Origin of the sequence: Micromonospora sp. NPDC049580, from assembly GCF_040675595.1 — a bacterium.
GTDB lineage: Bacteria > Actinomycetota > Actinomycetes > Mycobacteriales > Micromonosporaceae > Micromonospora.
The window spans coordinates 1-17,088 of sequence record NZ_JBFAPG010000082.1 but is presented as its reverse complement, the minus strand read 5'-3'; the positions used below and the strand labels follow the sequence as shown (position 1 = coordinate 17,088).

Here is a 17,088-nt window from a genome sequence, read left to right as displayed (position 1 = left end):
CACGGCGTGGCTGCCGCGCAGCACCCGGGGCAGCACGGCCACCCGGTCCAGCGCGGCCCGGTTGGCGGCCAGGGTCACCTCGGCCGCGCTGCCGCCGGCGATGTAGTCCCACACGTCCGGGGCCAGCACCGCCCGCGCCCGCGGTCCGTAGTCGGCGAACGTCACCGCCGCCGGCACCCCGGTCGGCAGGTCGGCCAGTACCGGCTCAGCCACCCCGCACCCCCGCGTCGGCCGCAGCGGCGTCCGGGCCGGCGGCGGCTGCGCCGACACCTGAGCCGGCGGCGGCCGGGTCATCGTCAGCCTGGCCAATGGCCGGGTCGTCCCGCAGCGGCGGCAGCCCGAACCGTTCCCGCAGGAACGCGGCCGCGCGGTGCTGCGCCCGCTGGCCGTCGGTGAAGGCGCCGGGCATGGCGAAGAACCCGTGGATCATCTGCGGATAGTGGTCGAGGCGGGTGGGCACACCGCAGGCGCGCAGCCGCTGCGCGTAGCGCTGCCCCTCGGCGCACAGCGGGTCCAGCTCGGCGGTGACCACCAGCGCCGGAGGCAGGCCGGACAGGTCGTCGGCGAGCAGCGGCGACGCCAGCGGATCCCGGGAGTGCTCCGGGTCGGCCAGGTAGTGCGTCCGGTACCAGGCCACCGACCGGCGGTTGAACAACGCCGGGTCGTCGTCGACCGGGCCGGACGGCTCGGCGCTGACGTCGGTGTTCGGATAGACCAACAGCTGCGCGGCGAGCGGAGGCCCGTCCGTGCGGCAGAGCAGCGTCACCGCAGCCGCCAGGTTCCCGCCCGCGCTGTCCCCGCCCACCGCCAGCCGGGTCGGATCAACGCCGAACCGGTCGGCGTTCGCGGCGATCCACACGGTCGCGGCGTGGCAGTCGTGCACCGCGGCCGGAAAGGGGTGCTCAGGGGCCAGTCGGTAGCCGACGGTCACCACCTGGCATCCCGCCGCGTTGGCCAGTCGTCGGCAGATGCCGTCGGCGGTGTCCACGCTGCCGAGCGTCCACCCGCCGCCGAAGAAGTACAGCAGGGTGGGCAGCGGCCCCGGCCCGCCCGGCCGGTACACCCGGATCGGCAGGTCACCGCCCGGCCCGGGGATCCGCTCGTCGCGTACCTCGGCGACCTGCTCGACCGCGCCGCCGCCGGCGCGGATCGCGGCCAGGTCGGCGGCGCGCGCCTCGCCGAGGGTCTGCGTGTAGAGCGGCGGCGTGCCGGCGGCGACGCGGGCGGCGCGGTAGGCCGCCACCTCCGGGTGCAGGGCCATGCGGGTCTCCTATCCGCCGGTGCTGACCAGCAGCTTGTCGATGCCGCGCAGGAAGAGGCTGCCGCTGTACGTCGGGGTCTCGGTGACCGCGAGCCGGGGGAACCGGGCGAACAGGCGGGGCAGGGCGAGGCGTCCCTCCAACCGGGACACCGCTGCGCCGAGGCAGAAGTGCAGGCCCACACCGAAGGCCAGCGACGGCGGGCCGGGGCGGGTGGGGTCGAAGACGTCCGGGTCGGGAAACCGCGCCGGGTCCCGGTTGGCGGCCCCGATGATGATGAGCACGTTGTCGTCGCGGGTGACCGGCACGCCGGCCAGCACGGTGTCCTGCGGCGCGGCCCGGGCGAGGAAGTGCACCGGGCTCTGCAGGCGCAGCACCTCGTCGACGCAGCCCCGGGCGAGGTCGTCGTCGGTGGGCAGCGCGGTGACCGCCCCAGGGTGGGCCAGCAGCAGCGGCAGGCCGTTGCTGAACATGTAGACGGTGGTGACGAAGCTGGCGTTGAACAGGACGATCAGGTTGCTGATCAGCTCCTCCTCGGTCAGCTCCACCTCGCCCGAGCCGACGGCCTCGACCAGTGCGCTGATCAGATCCTCGCCGGGCGTGCGGCGGCGGTGGGCCAGCAACTCCCGGTAGAACGCCCGCAGCTCCTGCGCCGCCGTGTTCGCGGCGGCCAGCCGCTGCGGGGTCTTCCCGGCCACGTCCAGGAACTCGTCGATGCGCTCCACCCGGTCCCGGTACCAGGGCAGCTCCCCCGCCGGGATGCCGATGAACTCCGCCATCACCAGGGCGGGGATCGGGTACGCGAAGTCGGCCACGAAGTCGACGACGCCGCCACCGGCGTCGGCCATCCTGTCCAGCAGCTCGTCGACGACCCGCAGGATCACCGGCTCCAGCGCGCCGAGGCGGCGCGGCGTGAAGGTACGGGAGAAGACGTGCCGCATCCGGGTGTGATCGGGCGGGTTGATGAACATCATCGAGGTCTGGAAGGTGCGCAGGATCTCGTGCTCCTCCCAGCCCGGCGGCGGCTGCTTGGTCCACTGCGGATCGCGCAGCAGCCCGTCGATCAGGTCGTACCCGACCGCCACCGCCGCCACCGTGCGGTGCTCGGCGCGGGGCGGCACCGCGCTGACCGGCCCGAGCCGGTGCAGCTCGGCGTACCACGGGTACGGGTTCTGGCGGCCCTCTTCGCTGTAGAGGCCGGTGAGCAGGTCCTGCACCGTCACGACGTTCTCCTCCCCAGGATGTCGGCGCCCGGGGGCGGCGGGATCGGCCGCCGCCCCCGGGCCGGTGTCACAGGTTGAGCAGCCGCAACGGGACGGCGTCGGCCATTGCCTGGTTGCCGGCGTCGTTCGGGTGGATGTGGTCCCCCGAGTCGTACGCGGGCAGCAACTGGCTGGGCCGGGCCGGGTCACGCAGCACCCGGTCGAAGTCGAGCAGCCCGTCGAACTCCCGGCTGCCGCGCAGGTACGCGTTCACTGCCTGCCGGGTGGCCTCCTTCTCCGGCGTCCACACACCCGGGGCGCCGTGCCCCTCGTACGGGGTCAGCGTGGCCACCAGGCTGGTCAGCCCGCGCTGCTGGAGCTGCTGGTTGATCTGCCGGAGGGTGGCGATGATCGCCTCCGGCGGGTCGTTGGACATCCAGATGTCGTTGATGCCCAGGTGCGTGACGACCGTACGGACCCCGGTCTGGGGAAAGACGTCCTCGTTGAGGCGGGCCGCCGCGTTCGGGCCGAGCTGGAAGTAGCCGGGGTAGTCGCCGGCGCCCGGCTCGGTGCCCTCGTGGTTGAGGCGGTTGCCGGCCAGGCTCAGGTTGAGCACGCCCGGGGTGCGCCGATCCGGACGGTCGGCGAGCAGCCGGTCGGCGAGCAGGTCGGGCCAGCGCCGGTTGGCGTTGACCGTGCTGCCGTTGCCGTCGCCGATGGAGTCGCTGAGCACGACCAGCGCCCCCGGACTGCCCTTGCGCTGCACGTCGATGCCGGACAGGAAGAACCAGCAGCAGGTGGGTCGGATGGTGAACCCGCCGCCGTCGGCGGCCCCGGTCAGGTCGCCGGCGCCGATGAAGTTGGTCTGCTGGGACTGCCCGTGAAAGGTGGTCGGCCCGGTCGGCGTCGGGAAGTGCAGGGTGACCACCAGGTCGCTGTCGTCCGCGACGGTGAAGGTCAGGGGGTCGCTGAGCAGCTCGGCGCCCCGGTTCATGGTGGCCGAGGCGGCGCCGGTGAACGTCAGCGCGCGCAGCGAGGCCGGGTCGATGTCGGAGACGTCGTCGACGGTCGCGGTGTTCGGCCGGGCGACGGTGGCGCGGCCCACCCGGACCGCCTGCTCGCCGTAGAGGTTGCTCAGCCGTACGCGCAGGGCCGGGCCACCCACGGAGACGTGCACGACCATCCGGACGCTCTGGTTGTTCAGGCCGGTGTTGGTCAGGCCGACCGAGTTGCCCCGGGTGACCGCGGCGGCCCAACTGCCCGCCCACTCGCCCCGGTCCGGCCGGGCCGCGGCGGTCGGGGATCCGCCGGCGCTGGCGACGACGGCGGGTGTTGCCGTGACCAGCAGCGCCGCGGCCGCGGCGATGACATGCCATCTCTTCGGGGTCGACATTGAACCTCCATCGTGTGGCAGCCCAGGGCCGTCCGCTGACGGCTCCCGCCTGGACGATGGTCCAGAAACCTAGCCGCCGCCGATGACGGGCGTCAATCAACCTGATCGACGCGATCAAATGTCCACCGGGCCTGCCGGATCGCCCTTCGGCCCGGTCCCGCCGCGCCCTCGCCGGCCTAGGCTCGCAGGCGGCGGCGGTGCGGTCGCCGAACGCGCGCCCACCGCCCGCGACGTCACCGGGAGCTGCCCGGAGACCGCCGCTTCTCGGATGGGGGTTTGCCGGATGACTGACGGACCCGGGCACGCGACCTATGTGGACAGGGCACTGGATCTCTTCGCCGACTTCGGCGACCGGGAGGCGCTGGTCGGCGGTGGCCGCCGCTTCACGTACACCGAGGCCGCCGCGCTGGTGCGTGCGATGGCCGCGGCGCTGACCCGGCACGGCGTACGGCCCGGCTCGGCGGTGCTGGTGACCGTCGCGAACGCCGTGGAGGGGCCGCTGCTCCAACTCGCCCTGCACCTGACCGGCTGCCGGACGATGTGGGTCGCCCCGGTCACCGCCCGCCGGGAGGTCGACGAGTTCATCCGGCTGGCCCGCCCCGACGCCCTAGTCTACGACGCCCGCGACCCGGCCAGCCTGGGGCCGGAGCTGGCCGCCGCGCTGCCCGGCGTACCGGTGTGCTGCCTGGGCCCCGGCGGCGCCGGCCCGGACCTCACGGCCGACGCCGAACCGAACCCGGCGCTGGCGCTGCCGGCGGCCGTCCGCGCGCCGGAGTCGTTCCTGCAGACCAGCGGCACCACCGGCACCCCCAAGCTGGTGCACCACACCGAGAGCTTCTACGCCCAGATCCGCACCCTCGCGGCCGACTTCCGCGCCGCCGGGTTCCCCGTGCTGCGGCACCTGTCGCACTCGCCGATGTGGCTGGCCAGCGGGCAGATCACCACCCTGTTCAACCTGTTCACCGGCGGGGTGCTGTACCTGCGCGACGACTGGGACCCGGCGGCGTTCGTGGCCACCGTGCAACGGGAGCGGATCAACTCGACCTTCGTCACCCCGCCGATGCTCTACGAGCTGCTGGACCATCCGGCGCTGGTGGGCGCCGACTTCTCGGCCATGTTCATGTTCAACGTGGGCGCCGGGCCCGCCGCGCCCGCCCGGCTACGCCAGGCCATCGCGCGCTTCGGCCCGGTACTGCGCATCGTGTACGGCCTCAGCGAGGCCGTGGTCATCACCGCTCTGCCCGGACTGACCGACGATCCGGAGCACCCGGAGCGGCTGCGCTCCTGCGGGCGGCCCTACGGCGACGTGCGCATCGAGATCCGCGACGACGACGGCACGGTGCTGCCGCCGGGCCGCGACGGCGAGGTGTGGGTGCGTACGAAGCTGAGCTTCGCCGGCTACCACGGCCAGCCCGAGTTGACCGCGCAGACGCTCGTCGACGGGTGGGTCCGCACCCGCGACATTGGCCATCTCGACGGCGACGGCTTCCTCTATCTGGTCGACCGGGCGCACGACATGATCGTCACGCACCGGCGGAACTGGGCAATCTTCTGCCGCCCCATCGAGGACGTCCTGGCCGGGCACCCGCAGGTGCGGGCCGCCGCGGTGATCGGCGTGCCGGACGAGACGGTGGGCGAGGTGCCGTACGCGTACGTGGTGACCGCGCCCGGCGCGACGGTCACCGGGGCGGAGCTGATCGACCTGGTGACCGCCGAGCTCAACGAGATGTGGGCGCCGGCCGGGGTGGAGTTCGTCGACCGGTTGCCGGTGAACCGGTCGGTGAAGGTGGACAAGCGGGCGCTGCGCGCGCAGTACGCCGCGCGCCGGGCGGCGGCGGTCGGGACGTGACCCCCCGCCGGCAGCTGGTCGTCCTGGTCAGCGCGGACCTGGTCTCCAACCTGGGCACCCGCATCTCGGTGGTGACCATCCCCTGGCTGGTGCTGGTCACCACCGGCAGCCCGACCAAGATGGGTCTGGTCGCGTTCGCCGAGACGCTGCCGTACCTGCTGTCCAGTGCCCTGGGCACGCCCTGGGCGGACCGGATCGGCCTGCGCCGGACGTCGATCCTGTGCGACGCGGGCAGCGCGGTGGCCATGGTGGTCGTCGCGTTGACCCCGTGGCTGGGCTTCGCCCCCCTGGTGGCGCTGGTCGCGGTGGCCGGCGCGCTGCGGGGCATCGGGGACCGGGTCAAGCACGTCATGTTCCGGCCGGTCGCCGAGGCCGCCGGGGTGCCGCTGATCCGCCTGACCTCGGCGTACGACGGGTTGAGCCGGGTGGTGACGCTGTTCGGCGCCGCCGTGGGCGGCCTGTTGATCGCCGCCTTCGGGGTGAGCCAGGCGATCCTCATCGACGCGGTCAGCTTCGCGATCTGCGCCCTGCTGATCGGCCTCCTGGTCCGACCCCCGGCCGCCCCGGCGCAGCCCACCGCCCCGGTCGGCTACCTGCGCGCGCTGCGCGACGGGTTCGGCTACCTCGGTCGGGACCGGCCGCTGCTGGGCATGCTGGTCGTCGTCTCGGCGCTGAACATGGTCGCCAACGCCAGCGTGGCCGTCTACATCCCGTTCTGGGTCGCCCGAGAGCTGCACGGCCCCAGCGGGCTCGGCCTGGTGCTGGCGGCGTTCTCGGCGGGCGCGCTGCTGGGCAACGTGCTGTTCACCGCGCTCGGTCCCCGGCTGCCCGGCCGGCTGACGTTCCTGCTCGGGGCGACGGTCGCCGGCACGCCTCGACTGGTCGCCCTGGCGATCAGCGACGAGTTGCCGGTCGTGCTCGTGGTGACGTTCCTGTCCGGCATCGGCATCGCGGCGGTCAACCCGCTGCTCGGGGTGGCGCTCTACGAGCGGGTGCCGGCGGATCTGCAGACCCGGGTGCTCGGCATCGCCGGATCGCTGGCCTTCGTCGGCCTGCCGGTCGGCGCGTTGCTCGGCGGCTGGTCGGTGGACGCGCTCGGGCTCACCCCGGCGCTGCTGGCCATGGCCGTGGCGTGCCTGCTCGTCACCGCGTTCCCGCTGGTGGCGAGGGCGTCCAACCCGAAGGCGCCGACGCGGCCCACACCTGCCGCCACCGCCTGATGCCCTGCTGCCCAGCGGCTCGCAACCGTCTCGTGCGCCCCCTTTGCTCTGCTTACACCCACGCAACACTTTCGGGGCGTCGGTGTTGCGGCGGTTGAAGCAGAGCAAAGGAGGCAGTTGAGGTACGGCCAGGCCCGCACCTCCCGGACACCTGTCCCGAGCGCTGGCCCGGCCGGTTCCACTGTCGGCGCAAATCGGTTGCGGGCGGCCGGCGGAGCCCGCAGGCTCGGGCGGATGAGCGCACAGCCCGCACCCGACGTGCCGGACGTTGACGAGACGACGGCCCGGCGCATCGACGTGGGCCTGGTCCGCCGACTGGTCGCCGAGCAGTTCCCCCGGTGGGCCGAGCTGCCGGTACGCCCGGTCGAGGTCGGCGGCTGGGACAACCGGACCTTCCACCTGGGTACGGAGATGACCGTGCGGCTGCCCAGCGGGGAGGGCTACGCGTTGCAGGTCCCCAAGGAGCAGCGCTGGCTGCCGGTACTCGGCGGGCAGCTGCCGCTGGAGATCCCTACCCCGCTGGCCCACGGGCGACCCGGCGCCGGCTACCCGTACCCGTGGTCGGTCTACGGCTGGATCGACGGCCGGACCGCGCGACCCGAACGGATCGACGACCCGACCCGGTTCGCCACCGACCTCGCCGCCTTCCTGTGCGCCCTGCGCGCCGTCGACACCACCGACGCCCCGGCGGCCGGCCCGCACAGCGCCTGGCGCGGCGGTCCGCTGTCCACGTACGACCCGGAGACCCGGGCGGCGATCGAGACGCACCGCGACCGGCTGCCCGTCGACGTGGTCACCGACATCTGGCAGGCCGCTCTCGATGCCACCTGGTCCGGGCCGCCGGTCTGGTTCCACGGCGACGTCGCGGAGGGCAACCTGCTGGTTCGCGACGGTCGGCTCGCCGCCGTCATCGACTTCGGCTGCTGCGGTGTCGGCGACCCCGCCTGCGACACGGTGATCGCCTGGACCCTGCTGCGCGGCGCCGCCCGGGCGGCGTTCCTCGACGCGCTCGACGTCAACACGGCCACCTGGGCGCGCGGGCGCGGGTGGGCGCTGTGGAAGGCGCTCATCACGCTGGACGCCCCGGAGCCGGCCACGGCGGCCTGGGCCCGGCGGGTGCTCGACGAACTGCTCGCCGAGCACGCCGTGTGCCGCTGATCCCCTCCGCACCGGGCCGGGCCGGGGCGACTCGTCAGGGACCGGTTCGGATCGGGGTGGAGTGTTCGGTCCGGCAGCGCGGGCAGCGCAGTTTCGCCCCGGCGGCGGCGCTCGGCACGCGCAGTCGCTGCCCGCAGCCGCAGGTGAACTCCCGGGCCGAGCGCAGGTACTCGGCGCGGTCGCGGCGTGGCCAGCGGCCGTGGCAGCGGGCACACCACTTCGGCGGGTAGCTGTGATACCAGGCCAGCCCGAACGCTCCCCCGACCATCAGGCTGCCGGGAACCAGCAGGCCCAGCGGCGCGAGCAGGGCAGGCCACAGGGCGCCGACGCCGTCGGACAGCACCGCGCCGACCACGACCAGCACGACCACCGGCACGCCGAGCAGGGTGAACCCGAAGCCCCACGCGAAGGCCAGCAGCGACAGCAGGAACACCGCCCACATGCCGCCGGGCGCCCACCGCCGGACGCCGTACCCGCCGCAGCGTGGACAGTTCGGCGAGGCACGGTGCGGTACGGCCCGCAGCGCCTTCGGTGCGAGCCACTCGGTCAGTTTGCCGAGGATCGCCTCGACCAGCTTGCTCGCCAGGGCCTGCAGAAAGGCGCTGAGCATCGACACCTCCCTCCGACCGGCACGCCAGCCCAGGTCGGCTGGCCCCCGCCATCGTGGCGGACCCGTGCCAGCGCACCGCCCCACCGCGCCGACGCTGCGCCTCGATGACGCCGATCCGACAGGGTCAACGGACCTCGTCGTTCGTCGTCCGTTCTTCTGCTGGCCGCGCGGGCGTCGGCCGGGGCGGCTAGCGTCGGCCCGTCGCGGCCGCGTCGGAGCCCGTCGGGCCGGAGAACGGCCGACCCGGCCGCGCGTCGGCCCCGGGAGTACCGCTCTTTCCGCAGCCAGGAGGCCGCCGCGCATGACGTCGTCGTCACCCACCCACCGCCGCACCGCCGAGGTCACCGCCGTGCGGCGGATCGGCGACAGCGCGCCGCACAGCGCGTTCACCGACCTCGTCCGGTACGCCGGCATGTGGTTCTGCGCCTTCCGTGAGGCGCGGACGCACCTCTCCGGTGACGGCGTGATCCGGGTGCTGACCTCGGCGGAAGGTCGGGCGTGGAACTCCGCGGCGGTCATCCGGCAGGACGGCGTCGACCTGCGCGATCCGCGGTTCGTCGTCCGGCCCGACGGACGCCTGCAACTGTTCGCGGCGGCGGCGACCGGAGAGACGAGCAAGACGTTCGACACGGTGACCTGGCTCTCCGGGGACGGGCGCAGCTGGGGCGACCCGGTTTCCGTCGGCGAACCGGGCGTCTGGGTGTGGCGGGCCGCCTGGCACCACGACGCGATGTACGCCGTCGGCTACGCCACCCGGGGGCCACGGTTCGCCCGGCTCTACCGCAGCGTCGACGGCGTCGACCTGCGCCAGTGGGTGCCGACGCTGTTCGAGGGCGGCTACCCCAACGAGTCGGGTCTGGCCTTCGCCCCGGACGGCACCGCCCACTGCCTGCTGCGCCGCGACGGCGACAGCGCCACCGCGCAGCTCGGCCGGGCCCGACCGCCGTACCGGGAGTGGACCTGGACCGACCTGGGGGTGCAGGTGGGCGGGCCGGCGCTGCTCCGGCTGCCCGACGGACGGCTGCTGGCCGGCGTACGGCTGCTCGACGGCGACGTCCGCACCGCGATCTGCGCCGTCGACCCGGAGCGCGGCGCGCTGACCGAACTGGTCGCGTTGCCCTCCGGCGGCGACACCAGCTACCCGGGCCTGGTCTGGCACGACGATCTGCTCTGGGTCAGCTACTACTCCTCCCACGAGGGGCGTACGTGCGTCTACCTGGCCGAGGTCAGCCTGGCCGAGGAGGCGGCGGTCGGTTAGCGTGCCGGCATGCCATCGACGCTCGACGAAGCGACCGATCCGTACTGCCTTCGCCCCGGGGAGGCCGGCGAACTGCTGCGCGGGCACCCGTGGCGGCGGTTCGTGGCGATCGGCGACAGCGTGGTGGAGGGCATGTGCGAGCCGACGCCGGGCTACCCGGACGTGCAGTGGGTCGACCGGGTCGCCGCCGAGCTGGCCGCCGTCCGCCCCGAGCTGGCGTACCGGAATCTGGGTCGGCGCGGGCTGCGCGCGCACCAGGTGCGGGCCGCGCAGCTCGCCCCGGCGCTGGCCTTCGAGCCGGACCTGGCGCTGGTGGTCTGCGGCGGCAACGACGCCTTTCATCCGGCGTACGACGCGGACGCGGTGGACGCCGAGCTGACCGCGATGATCAGCGCGCTACGGGACACCGGCGCGGACGTGATCACGGTGGGCATGTTCGACGTGTCGCACAGCCCGGCCGTGCCCGAGCACGTGCGGGCCGGCCTCGGGGAACGGATGCGACGCCTCTCCGCGCACACGGCGCGGCTGGCCGAACGCCTGGGAACGGTCCACGTGCACCTCACGGACCACCCACTGACGGCCGACCCCACCCTCTACAGCACCGACGGCCGCCACGGCAGCGCCCGCAGCGACGCGGTAGCGACAGCCGAAACCCTCCGCGCCCTCCGACCGCGACGGTGATCATGAAGTTATTGCCGTCCCCCGCGGCGTGTCGGGGCAATAACTTCATGATCAACCGGTGGGGGCCGGGGTCAGGGTCGGTCGGACAGGAGGATTCCCGTCAGGAGGACTCCGTGGGCCAGGTTGAGGATTCCGTCGCCGCCGGGAAAACCGACCCTCGCCAGGCCGCCGGAGGCGCGGCGGCCGAACAGGTAGGGGGCCAGGGAGTACGGGACGTCGGCCGTCACCGTCTCGCCGGTCTCGATCTGCACGAAGTCCATCGGCACCCGGTCGGCCGGCAGATACCGCTGCAGGATGTTGCCGCCCCGGTCGACGGCCGCGCGCAGGCCGTCGGCCCAGTCCGTCGGGCTCAGCTCGGGGCCGATCAGCACACCGTGCCCGGCTGAGCCGTCCGCCGGTTTCGCCACCAGCTCGGCCTGCTCGGCGATCGCCCCGTCGAGCACCGCGACGGTCAACGGCACCGTGTACGGCACGTGCCGGCGGATCAGCGTCTGGTCGTCGGCGGGCAGGGCGTCCACGTCCTCCCACAGCCAGGCGAAGGTGGTCTTGTTGCCGAGCAGCCAGGCCGCCGCCGACACGAACATCGGCAGCGTGCCGGCGGCCAACGCGCCGGCCACCGCGTCCAGGCCGGCGGTCGGGGTGACCCGGTTGGGCACGAAGAGGCGGAACAGCGCGTCGACCGGCGCGCCGTCGACCACGAGCCGGTCGTCGGCGGCCAGGGTGGCGGTGGACAGGGGCGCGATGACCAGGTCGATGCCGAAGTCCCGGGCCCGTACGGCGAGCGGGCTGAGGATGCGGATGAACGTCTCCGGGTCGTCCAGGCCCGGATAGTCGGCGTCGAAGTCCATCAGCAGCGCCAGCCGGGCGCCGTCGGGCAACCCCAGCTCCTCGCGGATCGCCACGAAACGCTGGTCCAGCAGCGACGGCGCGGCGCGTACCGGCAGCTCGTCGAGGATGCCGTGCTCGGCGTAGAGCTGCGCGAACCGCTGGATGACGGTGTCGGCGTCGAATCCTCCCCCGAGGCTGCTGTCGATGTTGTACTCGACGAACTTCGGCACGCCCTCGGTGAAGATCACATCGGGCCGGTACGCGGCCAGCAGCGCCTCGGTCAGCGGCTCCGACTCGTCCAGCAGTCGGGTCTCCCCCGCCGGGACGCCGAGCAGCCGGCGCAGCTCACCGGCGGTGTCCACCCGCCGCCGGCAGGCGTTCAGGATGAGTTGGGCCAGCCGGTCGCAGACCTCGTTCAGCTCCCGCCAGGCGTCGGCGGTCAGGACCGGGGGGCGGGCCAGCCGCCACTCTTTGTTGTAGGTCGCCCGCCCGTGGAAGACGCGTTCCCAGGCGGCCGCGCCGCTGGCCACCATGGCCCGGCGGGCCGGCTCCGGCAGGTCGGTCCAGGCCCCGTCGGCCGACGGCCACGGGTAGTTCGGGTCGATCATGATGAGTCCTTCATGGTCAGGTGGATGGCGGTGGCGAGCTGCTCCCGGGACGGCTGCACGGCGCGGTCCAGGGCGGGGGCGAACGGCAGCACCGCGCCGTCCGGGCGGGTGACCCGGCGCGGCGGGGCGAGCAGCCGGACCCGCTCCACCACCGAGGCGATGATCTCGGCGGCCATGCCGCAGGAGCGGTTGGCGTCGTCGAGCACCACGAGACGCCCGGTGCGGGCCACCGACTCGGTCAACCCGTCGATGTCGAAGGGGTACAGGGTGCGCGGGTCGAACACCTCCACCGAGACCTGGTCGGCCACCTCCTCGGCGACCGCGAGCGCGTCGTGCACCAGGTGCCCGATCGCGACCACCGTCACGTCGTCGCCGAAGCGGTGGATGCGGCCCCGGCCCAGCGGCACCGGCTCCAGATCGGACACGTCGTCGCGCCTGTCCATCGCCCCGGCCGGGGCGAACACCACCACCGGGTCGTCGTGCCGGATCGCGCTGACCAGCAGCCCGTACGCGTCGGCCGGGGTGGCCGGCACGACGGTGACCACGCCGACGTGGGCGAAGAGGCTGTACGGGTGGTCGGAGTGCTGCCCCGCCCAGCCGGTACGCGACCCGGAGCCGGGCACCAGGTAGGTGACCGGCACCGCGCACTGCCCGCCGGTCATCAGCGGGAACTTGTGCGCGTGGTTGACGATCTGCTCGAAGACCAGGAACAGCAGCGACGGGATCTGGAACTCGATCACCGGCCGGAGCCCGGCCAGCGCCGCCCCGGTGGCGAAGCTGGTGAACGCCTGCTCGGACAGCGGGGTGTCGCGGACCCGGTCGACGCCGAACCGTTTGGCCAGCCCGGTGGTCACCAGCGACGCGCCGACCTGGATGTCCTCGCCGAGCAGGAACACCGCCTCGTCGCGGGCCAGCTCGTCGGCCAGCGCCCGGGTCAACGCCCGGCGGTACGACAGTCGGGGCACCTCAGCCACCTCCGGTGCGCACGGTCATTCAGCCACCTCCGGTGCGGGCGGTCAGGCCGCTGGCGTACAGGTACGCCAGCGCGTCGGCCGGGTCGGGATGCGGGCTGTCCAGGGCGAAGCGCACCGCCGCGTCGAGGGTCGCCTCGACCTCGGCGTCCACGGCCGCGCGCTCGGCGTCGGAGAGCCGTTCGCCCTGGATGCGCACCGGGTCGCGGGCCCTGCCCCGGCTCACCTCGTCGGGCGGGCGGTAGTCGAGGCGTACCGCGTGTTCGAAGGTGTGGTGGGCGTCGAAGCGGTAGGTCCGGGCCTCGATCAGCTCGGGGCCGCCGCCGGCGCGCATCCGGTCGACGGCGGCGGCCGACGCGTCGCGTACCGCCTCCGGGTCCTGGCCGTCGACCTCGACGGCCCGGATGCCGAAGGCGGCGGCGCGGCCGGCGATGCTGCCGGCCACCGCGCCGGCGACCGGCATGGTGGTGGCGTAGCCGTTGTTCTCGCAGACGAACAGCACCGGCACCCGCCACAGCGCGGCCAGGTTGAACGCCTCCAGCAGCATCCCCTCGTTGACCGCGCCGTCGCCGAAGAAGCTCACCCCGACGGTGTCGCGGCCCTGCCGTCGGCGGGCCCACACCGCGCCCGTGATGATTCCGCCGGAGGCGCCGACGATGGCGTTCGCGCCGAGCACGCCGATGCTGAGGTCGGCGGCGTGCATCGAGCCGCCCCGCCCGGCGTTGAGGCCGGTCAGCCGGCCGCACAGCTCGGCGAGCATCCGGGCCGGGTCGGCGCCGCGGGCCAGCACGTGCCCGTGCCCGCGGTGGGTGCCGGCGAGCACATCGTCGGCCCCGAGCGCGGCGCAGACGCCGGCAGCGATCCCCTCCTGACCGAGGTACGGGTGGATGCCGCCGACGATCTGCCCGCCGTGGACCAGCTCCACCGCACGCTGTTCGAACCGGCGGATCAGCCGGACCGTGCGGTAGAGCCGGACCGGGTCGGCGTCGGTCACGCCGGCCCCTTGACCGCTGCGAGGATGTCGTCCCAGAGCCGGGCGCGGGCGGCCAGGGCGGTGTTGACCGTGTCGGCGCACTCCTGCCACTTCGTGTCGTCGTCGCCGCACAGGTCGGCGAGCATCTGCATGGCCATCGGGGTGTGCTGCTCGCCGTCGACCTCGATGTGCCGTTCCAGGTAGTCGACGAAGGTGTGCAGCCGGTTGCTGCGCTCGTTGACCGCGACGACCTGCGTGAACATGTCCGGGATCAGGTCCTCCCGGCCGAACGCGAAGGCCGCCGCCTGACAGTGCACCGGGGTGGACTCGATGATGTGCCAGGTGGTCGCGGCGAACCGCGCGGACGCGGCCGGCGCCCCCGCCTCGGCGAGCGCGTCGGTCACCGGCCGGCCGGCGCGCAGCAGGTCGACGAGGGCGTTCACGGCGGTGGTGTCCGCGCCGGCCTCGGCCATTCCCCGCACGTACAGCTCGAAGTGACTGATGTAGCCCTCGCCCAGCTCGTCGCTCTCCTCCACCATGACGATGTCGTTGATGAGGCGGCGGCTGCCGGTCGGGCCGGTCGGAATCCAGGGGACGGTCACGCAGGTCAACTGCCGCTGCAACGACTTGAGCAGCGACATGAAGTCCCAGACCGCGAAGACGTGGTGCTCCATGAAGGTGACCAGCGCCTCGTGGGTGTCGAGGTTGGCGTAGAGCGGGTGCTTGACCACGGCGTCGCGTCGCTCGGTCACCGCCTGTTCCAGCCGTTCGATGCCCGGGTGCGTCCTACCCCAGTCGTACCGTGACATGTCAGCCTCCCTGCTGGGCGCGGTGGCGCCAGATGACCGGGCAGTAGTCGGGATCCGCGTAGTCCGGCCGCCCGTCGTGGGTGCGGCGGACCAGCACGTCGTGGTTGTACGCGGCGAGCGAGCCGTCGGAGAGCGGGTACGCCCGCCAGGCGTTGTCGCCGTCCTGCAGGTGCAGCGAGATCGCCTGTCGGGGGCGACCGCTGACGTTGGGGCCACTGCCGTGGTAGGTGCGGCAGTGGTGGAAGCTCACGTGTCCCTTGGGGATCACCATCGGGATCTTGCGGATCTCGGCGCCGTTGTGTGCGGCGTTCTCGGCCAGCATCTCCTCCAGCTGGCCGCGGTCGCGGTCGGCGAAGTGCCGCACGACTGTGTCGTCGGCGCCGATCTCGGACCACCGGTGCGAGCCGTCGACCATGGTGATGGTGCCCATCTCCTGGCCGCAGTCGTGGAAGGGGATGAACGCGGTGAGCATCTTCTCCGACGACGACGACGCCCAGTAGTGCTTGTCGAAGTGCCACGGCACGATGTTGCTCGGCTCGCCGGAGATCGGCGGCTTGTAGATCAGCGTGGACTGGAAGACGCGGATCTCGTCGGCCTCGGCGAGCCGGGCGGCGACCGCGCCGATCAGCGGTTTACGCAGGATCGCGCCGAGGCCGTCGTGCTCGTGGTGGACGTAGTCGTTGTGCCGCTGCACCGGCCCTTTCGCGGGCTCCCAGTAGGCAAGCTTCGGTGGACGCACCGGCAGCCGCCGGTCGCGTTCGCCGTCGTAGTAGCGCTGCGCGGCGGCGGCGAGCGCGTCCACCTCGTCGTCGGTGAACAGCTTCTTCGACAGGTACCAGCCGTGCTCGGCGTAGTGCCGCACGTCGTCGTCGGAGGGCAGCAGCGCCCTCTCCTGGGCGGTCAGCGTCGGTTCGTACTCGGTCGCGGTCATGCCCCCACCCCCTGTGGTGTCGCCGCCGCGGCGGCCAGTTCCCGCTCCTTGGCCTCGTACAGCGCCTTGATGTTGCCGCTGCCGAAGCCGCTCGCGCCCCGCCGCTCGATCAGCTCCAGGAACAGCGTGCGGCGCACGTGCATCGACTCGGCGAAGATCTGCAACAGCTGCCCGCCGTGATCGGAGTCGACCAGCACTCCCAGCTCGCGCAGTCGTTCCAGCGGGGCGTCCACCCGACCGACCCGCGCCTCCAGGGCGTCGTAGTAGCTGGCGGGGGTGCCGGCAAAGCGGACCCCGCGCCGGCCCAGCGACTCCACGGCGGCGACGATGTCGTCGGTACGCAGCCCCAGGTGCTGCACTCCCCCACCGGCGTGCTGGTCGAGGAACGCGTCGATCTGCCCCGGCCGGCGGGCCCGGTCGGGCTCCAGCAACACGACGGTGACCTGCCCGGACGGGCTCTGCACCACCTTGGAGTTCATCCCCTGCCCGTCGACCTCGATGTGCTCCTCGAAGATCTGCGCGAAGTCGAACAGCCCCTCGAAGTGCCGGACCGTCTCGTCCAGCTCGCCGGACGGCACGCAGACCGCCAGGTGGTCGACCTCGGCGAGGACCGGCTTTCCCTCCTCCGCCGTGAACGGCGTCGGCGTGATCACGCCGGGCAGGAAGTCGGCCCGGCTCCCCCGGCGCTGCACCAGGCGGTGCCGCACGTCGGCGAAGCCCGCCACCTCGGCGGTCACCACCTCGGCGTCCGCGCCGGTCAGCGTGGTCGGTGGCGTCACGCCGGTCGCGCCCCGGCCCACCAGCTCGGCGTACGCCTCGGCGACGTCGCCGACCTCGACCGCGACGACCGCGATGCCGTCGCCGTGGCGCTGCACGTACCGGGCCGCCGGATGCTCGGCGCTCAGCCCGGAGGTGAGCAGCAGGCGGATGTCGCCGTGGCAGAGCAGCAGTGAGCGCTGCCCGGCCAGGCCGGTCTCCGGGCCACCCTGGCCGCAGATCTGAAAACCGACGGCGGTGCTGAAGTAGAAGGCCGCCTGCCGGGCGTCACCTACGTAGAGTTCGATGTGGTCGATCCCACGGATGTCCATGTTTCAGTGCCCTTCCCCATGCTTCCCCCCGTGTTGCCGTCCGGACGCCCCCCGTCCGGGATGCCGCGTCGCTCACCTCCTCGGCTCGGCGACCCGCGCGAGCAGCAGGCTCACGTTCTGGCCGCCGAACCCGAACGAGTTGGTCAGCGCGTACTCCGGGTCGGCCTTGCGGGGCGTGCCACGGATGTGGTCCGCCGGGCAAGCCGGGTCCGGGTCGTCGAGGTGGTACGTCGGTGGCAGCAGCCCCCGA

At 73.3% G+C, this 17,088-nt stretch carries 15 protein-coding genes and 2 pseudogenes; 5 read left to right on the top strand and 12 right to left on the bottom strand.

Annotated elements, in window-relative coordinates; all coding sequences use genetic code 11:
- The 4 genes and pseudogenes from AB0J68_RS10175 to AB0J68_RS10160 all read right to left on the bottom strand — a co-directional run.
- The coding region (locus AB0J68_RS10175; RefSeq protein ID WP_363937642.1) for an alpha-hydroxy-acid oxidizing protein at positions 1 to 213 on the bottom strand (213 nt) is incomplete at its 3' end.
- 127 nt (positions 214 to 340) lie between these two features.
- Positions 341 to 1,261, bottom strand: a pseudogene (locus tag AB0J68_RS10170) (alpha/beta hydrolase); the annotation flags it as partial.
- A 9-nt stretch (positions 1,262 to 1,270) separates the two neighbouring features.
- A complete protein-coding gene (locus AB0J68_RS10165; protein WP_363937640.1) occupies positions 1,271 to 2,482 on the bottom strand; it encodes a cytochrome P450 in 1,212 nt (403 codons plus the stop codon).
- A gap of 67 nt (positions 2,483 to 2,549) precedes the next feature.
- Positions 2,550 to 3,827, bottom strand: coding sequence for an SGNH/GDSL hydrolase family protein (locus AB0J68_RS10160; RefSeq protein WP_355067824.1), 1,278 nt, complete (start codon positions 3,825 to 3,827; stop codon positions 2,550 to 2,552).
- Between the two features lie 310 nt (positions 3,828 to 4,137).
- Between AB0J68_RS10160 and AB0J68_RS10155 the strand changes: the two genes are divergently transcribed.
- From AB0J68_RS10155 to AB0J68_RS10145, 3 genes are all read left to right on the top strand, one after another.
- Positions 4,138 to 5,703 carry an AMP-binding protein gene (locus AB0J68_RS10155; RefSeq protein ID WP_355067803.1) on the top strand — a complete coding sequence of 522 codons (1,566 nt, stop codon included), beginning with the start codon at positions 4,138 to 4,140 and terminating at the stop codon, positions 5,701 to 5,703.
- The gene (locus AB0J68_RS10150) at positions 5,700 to 6,923 is read left to right on the top strand and encodes an MFS transporter (protein WP_355067801.1); all 1,224 of its coding nucleotides are present in this window, start codon (positions 5,700 to 5,702) and stop codon (positions 6,921 to 6,923) included. The genes AB0J68_RS10155 and AB0J68_RS10150 overlap by 4 nt, the downstream gene beginning before the upstream one ends.
- A gap of 234 nt (positions 6,924 to 7,157) precedes the next feature.
- The gene (locus AB0J68_RS10145; RefSeq protein WP_363937636.1) at positions 7,158 to 8,081 is read left to right on the top strand and encodes an aminoglycoside phosphotransferase family protein; all 924 of its coding nucleotides are present in this window, start codon (positions 7,158 to 7,160) and stop codon (positions 8,079 to 8,081) included.
- A gap of 34 nt (positions 8,082 to 8,115) precedes the next feature.
- Here AB0J68_RS10145 and AB0J68_RS10140 read toward each other — a convergent pair whose 3' ends face one another.
- Entirely contained in the window at positions 8,116 to 8,691 is a 576-nt protein-coding gene (locus tag AB0J68_RS10140) for a hypothetical protein (protein ID WP_354860695.1), read from the bottom strand.
- 301 nt (positions 8,692 to 8,992) lie between these two features.
- On the opposite strand from AB0J68_RS10140, the gene AB0J68_RS10135 reads away from it, so the two are divergent.
- Both AB0J68_RS10135 and AB0J68_RS10130 read left to right on the top strand, forming a co-directional pair.
- Positions 8,993 to 9,949, top strand: a complete 957-nt coding sequence (locus AB0J68_RS10135) for an exo-alpha-sialidase (RefSeq protein WP_363937632.1) — start codon at positions 8,993 to 8,995, stop codon at positions 9,947 to 9,949.
- 9 nt (positions 9,950 to 9,958) lie between these two features.
- Complete coding sequence (locus AB0J68_RS10130; protein WP_355067797.1) at positions 9,959 to 10,630, top strand: SGNH/GDSL hydrolase family protein; 672 nt, start codon at positions 9,959 to 9,961, stop codon at positions 10,628 to 10,630.
- Positions 10,631 to 10,701: 71 nt separating this feature from the next.
- Here AB0J68_RS10130 and AB0J68_RS10125 read toward each other — a convergent pair whose 3' ends face one another.
- From AB0J68_RS10125 to AB0J68_RS10095, 7 genes and pseudogenes are all read right to left on the bottom strand, one after another.
- On the bottom strand, positions 10,702 to 12,066 hold the full coding sequence (locus AB0J68_RS10125; protein WP_355067795.1) for a hypothetical protein: 1,365 nt from the start codon (positions 12,064 to 12,066) through the stop codon (positions 10,702 to 10,704).
- Positions 12,063 to 13,031 (bottom strand): transketolase C-terminal domain-containing protein, encoded by a 969-nt coding sequence (locus AB0J68_RS10120; protein WP_355067794.1) that lies wholly within the window; start codon positions 13,029 to 13,031, stop codon positions 12,063 to 12,065. The genes AB0J68_RS10125 and AB0J68_RS10120 overlap by 4 nt, the downstream gene beginning before the upstream one ends.
- Positions 13,032 to 13,059: 28 nt before the next feature.
- On the bottom strand, positions 13,060 to 14,031 hold the full coding sequence (locus AB0J68_RS10115) for a thiamine pyrophosphate-dependent dehydrogenase E1 component subunit alpha (RefSeq protein WP_354860703.1): 972 nt from the start codon (positions 14,029 to 14,031) through the stop codon (positions 13,060 to 13,062).
- Entirely contained in the window at positions 14,028 to 14,819 is a 792-nt protein-coding gene (locus AB0J68_RS10110) for a DUF3050 domain-containing protein (RefSeq protein ID WP_354860704.1), read from the bottom strand. The genes AB0J68_RS10115 and AB0J68_RS10110 overlap by 4 nt, the downstream gene beginning before the upstream one ends.
- A 1-nt stretch (position 14,820) precedes the next feature.
- On the bottom strand, positions 14,821 to 15,750 hold the full coding sequence (locus tag AB0J68_RS10105; protein WP_354860705.1) for a phytanoyl-CoA dioxygenase family protein: 930 nt from the start codon (positions 15,748 to 15,750) through the stop codon (positions 14,821 to 14,823).
- Positions 15,747 to 16,838, bottom strand: coding sequence for a 4-hydroxyphenylpyruvate dioxygenase (gene hppD / locus AB0J68_RS10100; RefSeq protein WP_363937629.1), 1,092 nt, complete (start codon positions 16,836 to 16,838; stop codon positions 15,747 to 15,749). Before hppD ends, AB0J68_RS10105 begins: the two co-directional genes overlap by 4 nt.
- Before the next feature lie 72 nt (positions 16,839 to 16,910).
- Positions 16,911 to 17,088 (bottom strand): annotated as a pseudogene (locus AB0J68_RS10095) (beta-ketoacyl synthase); the annotation flags it as partial.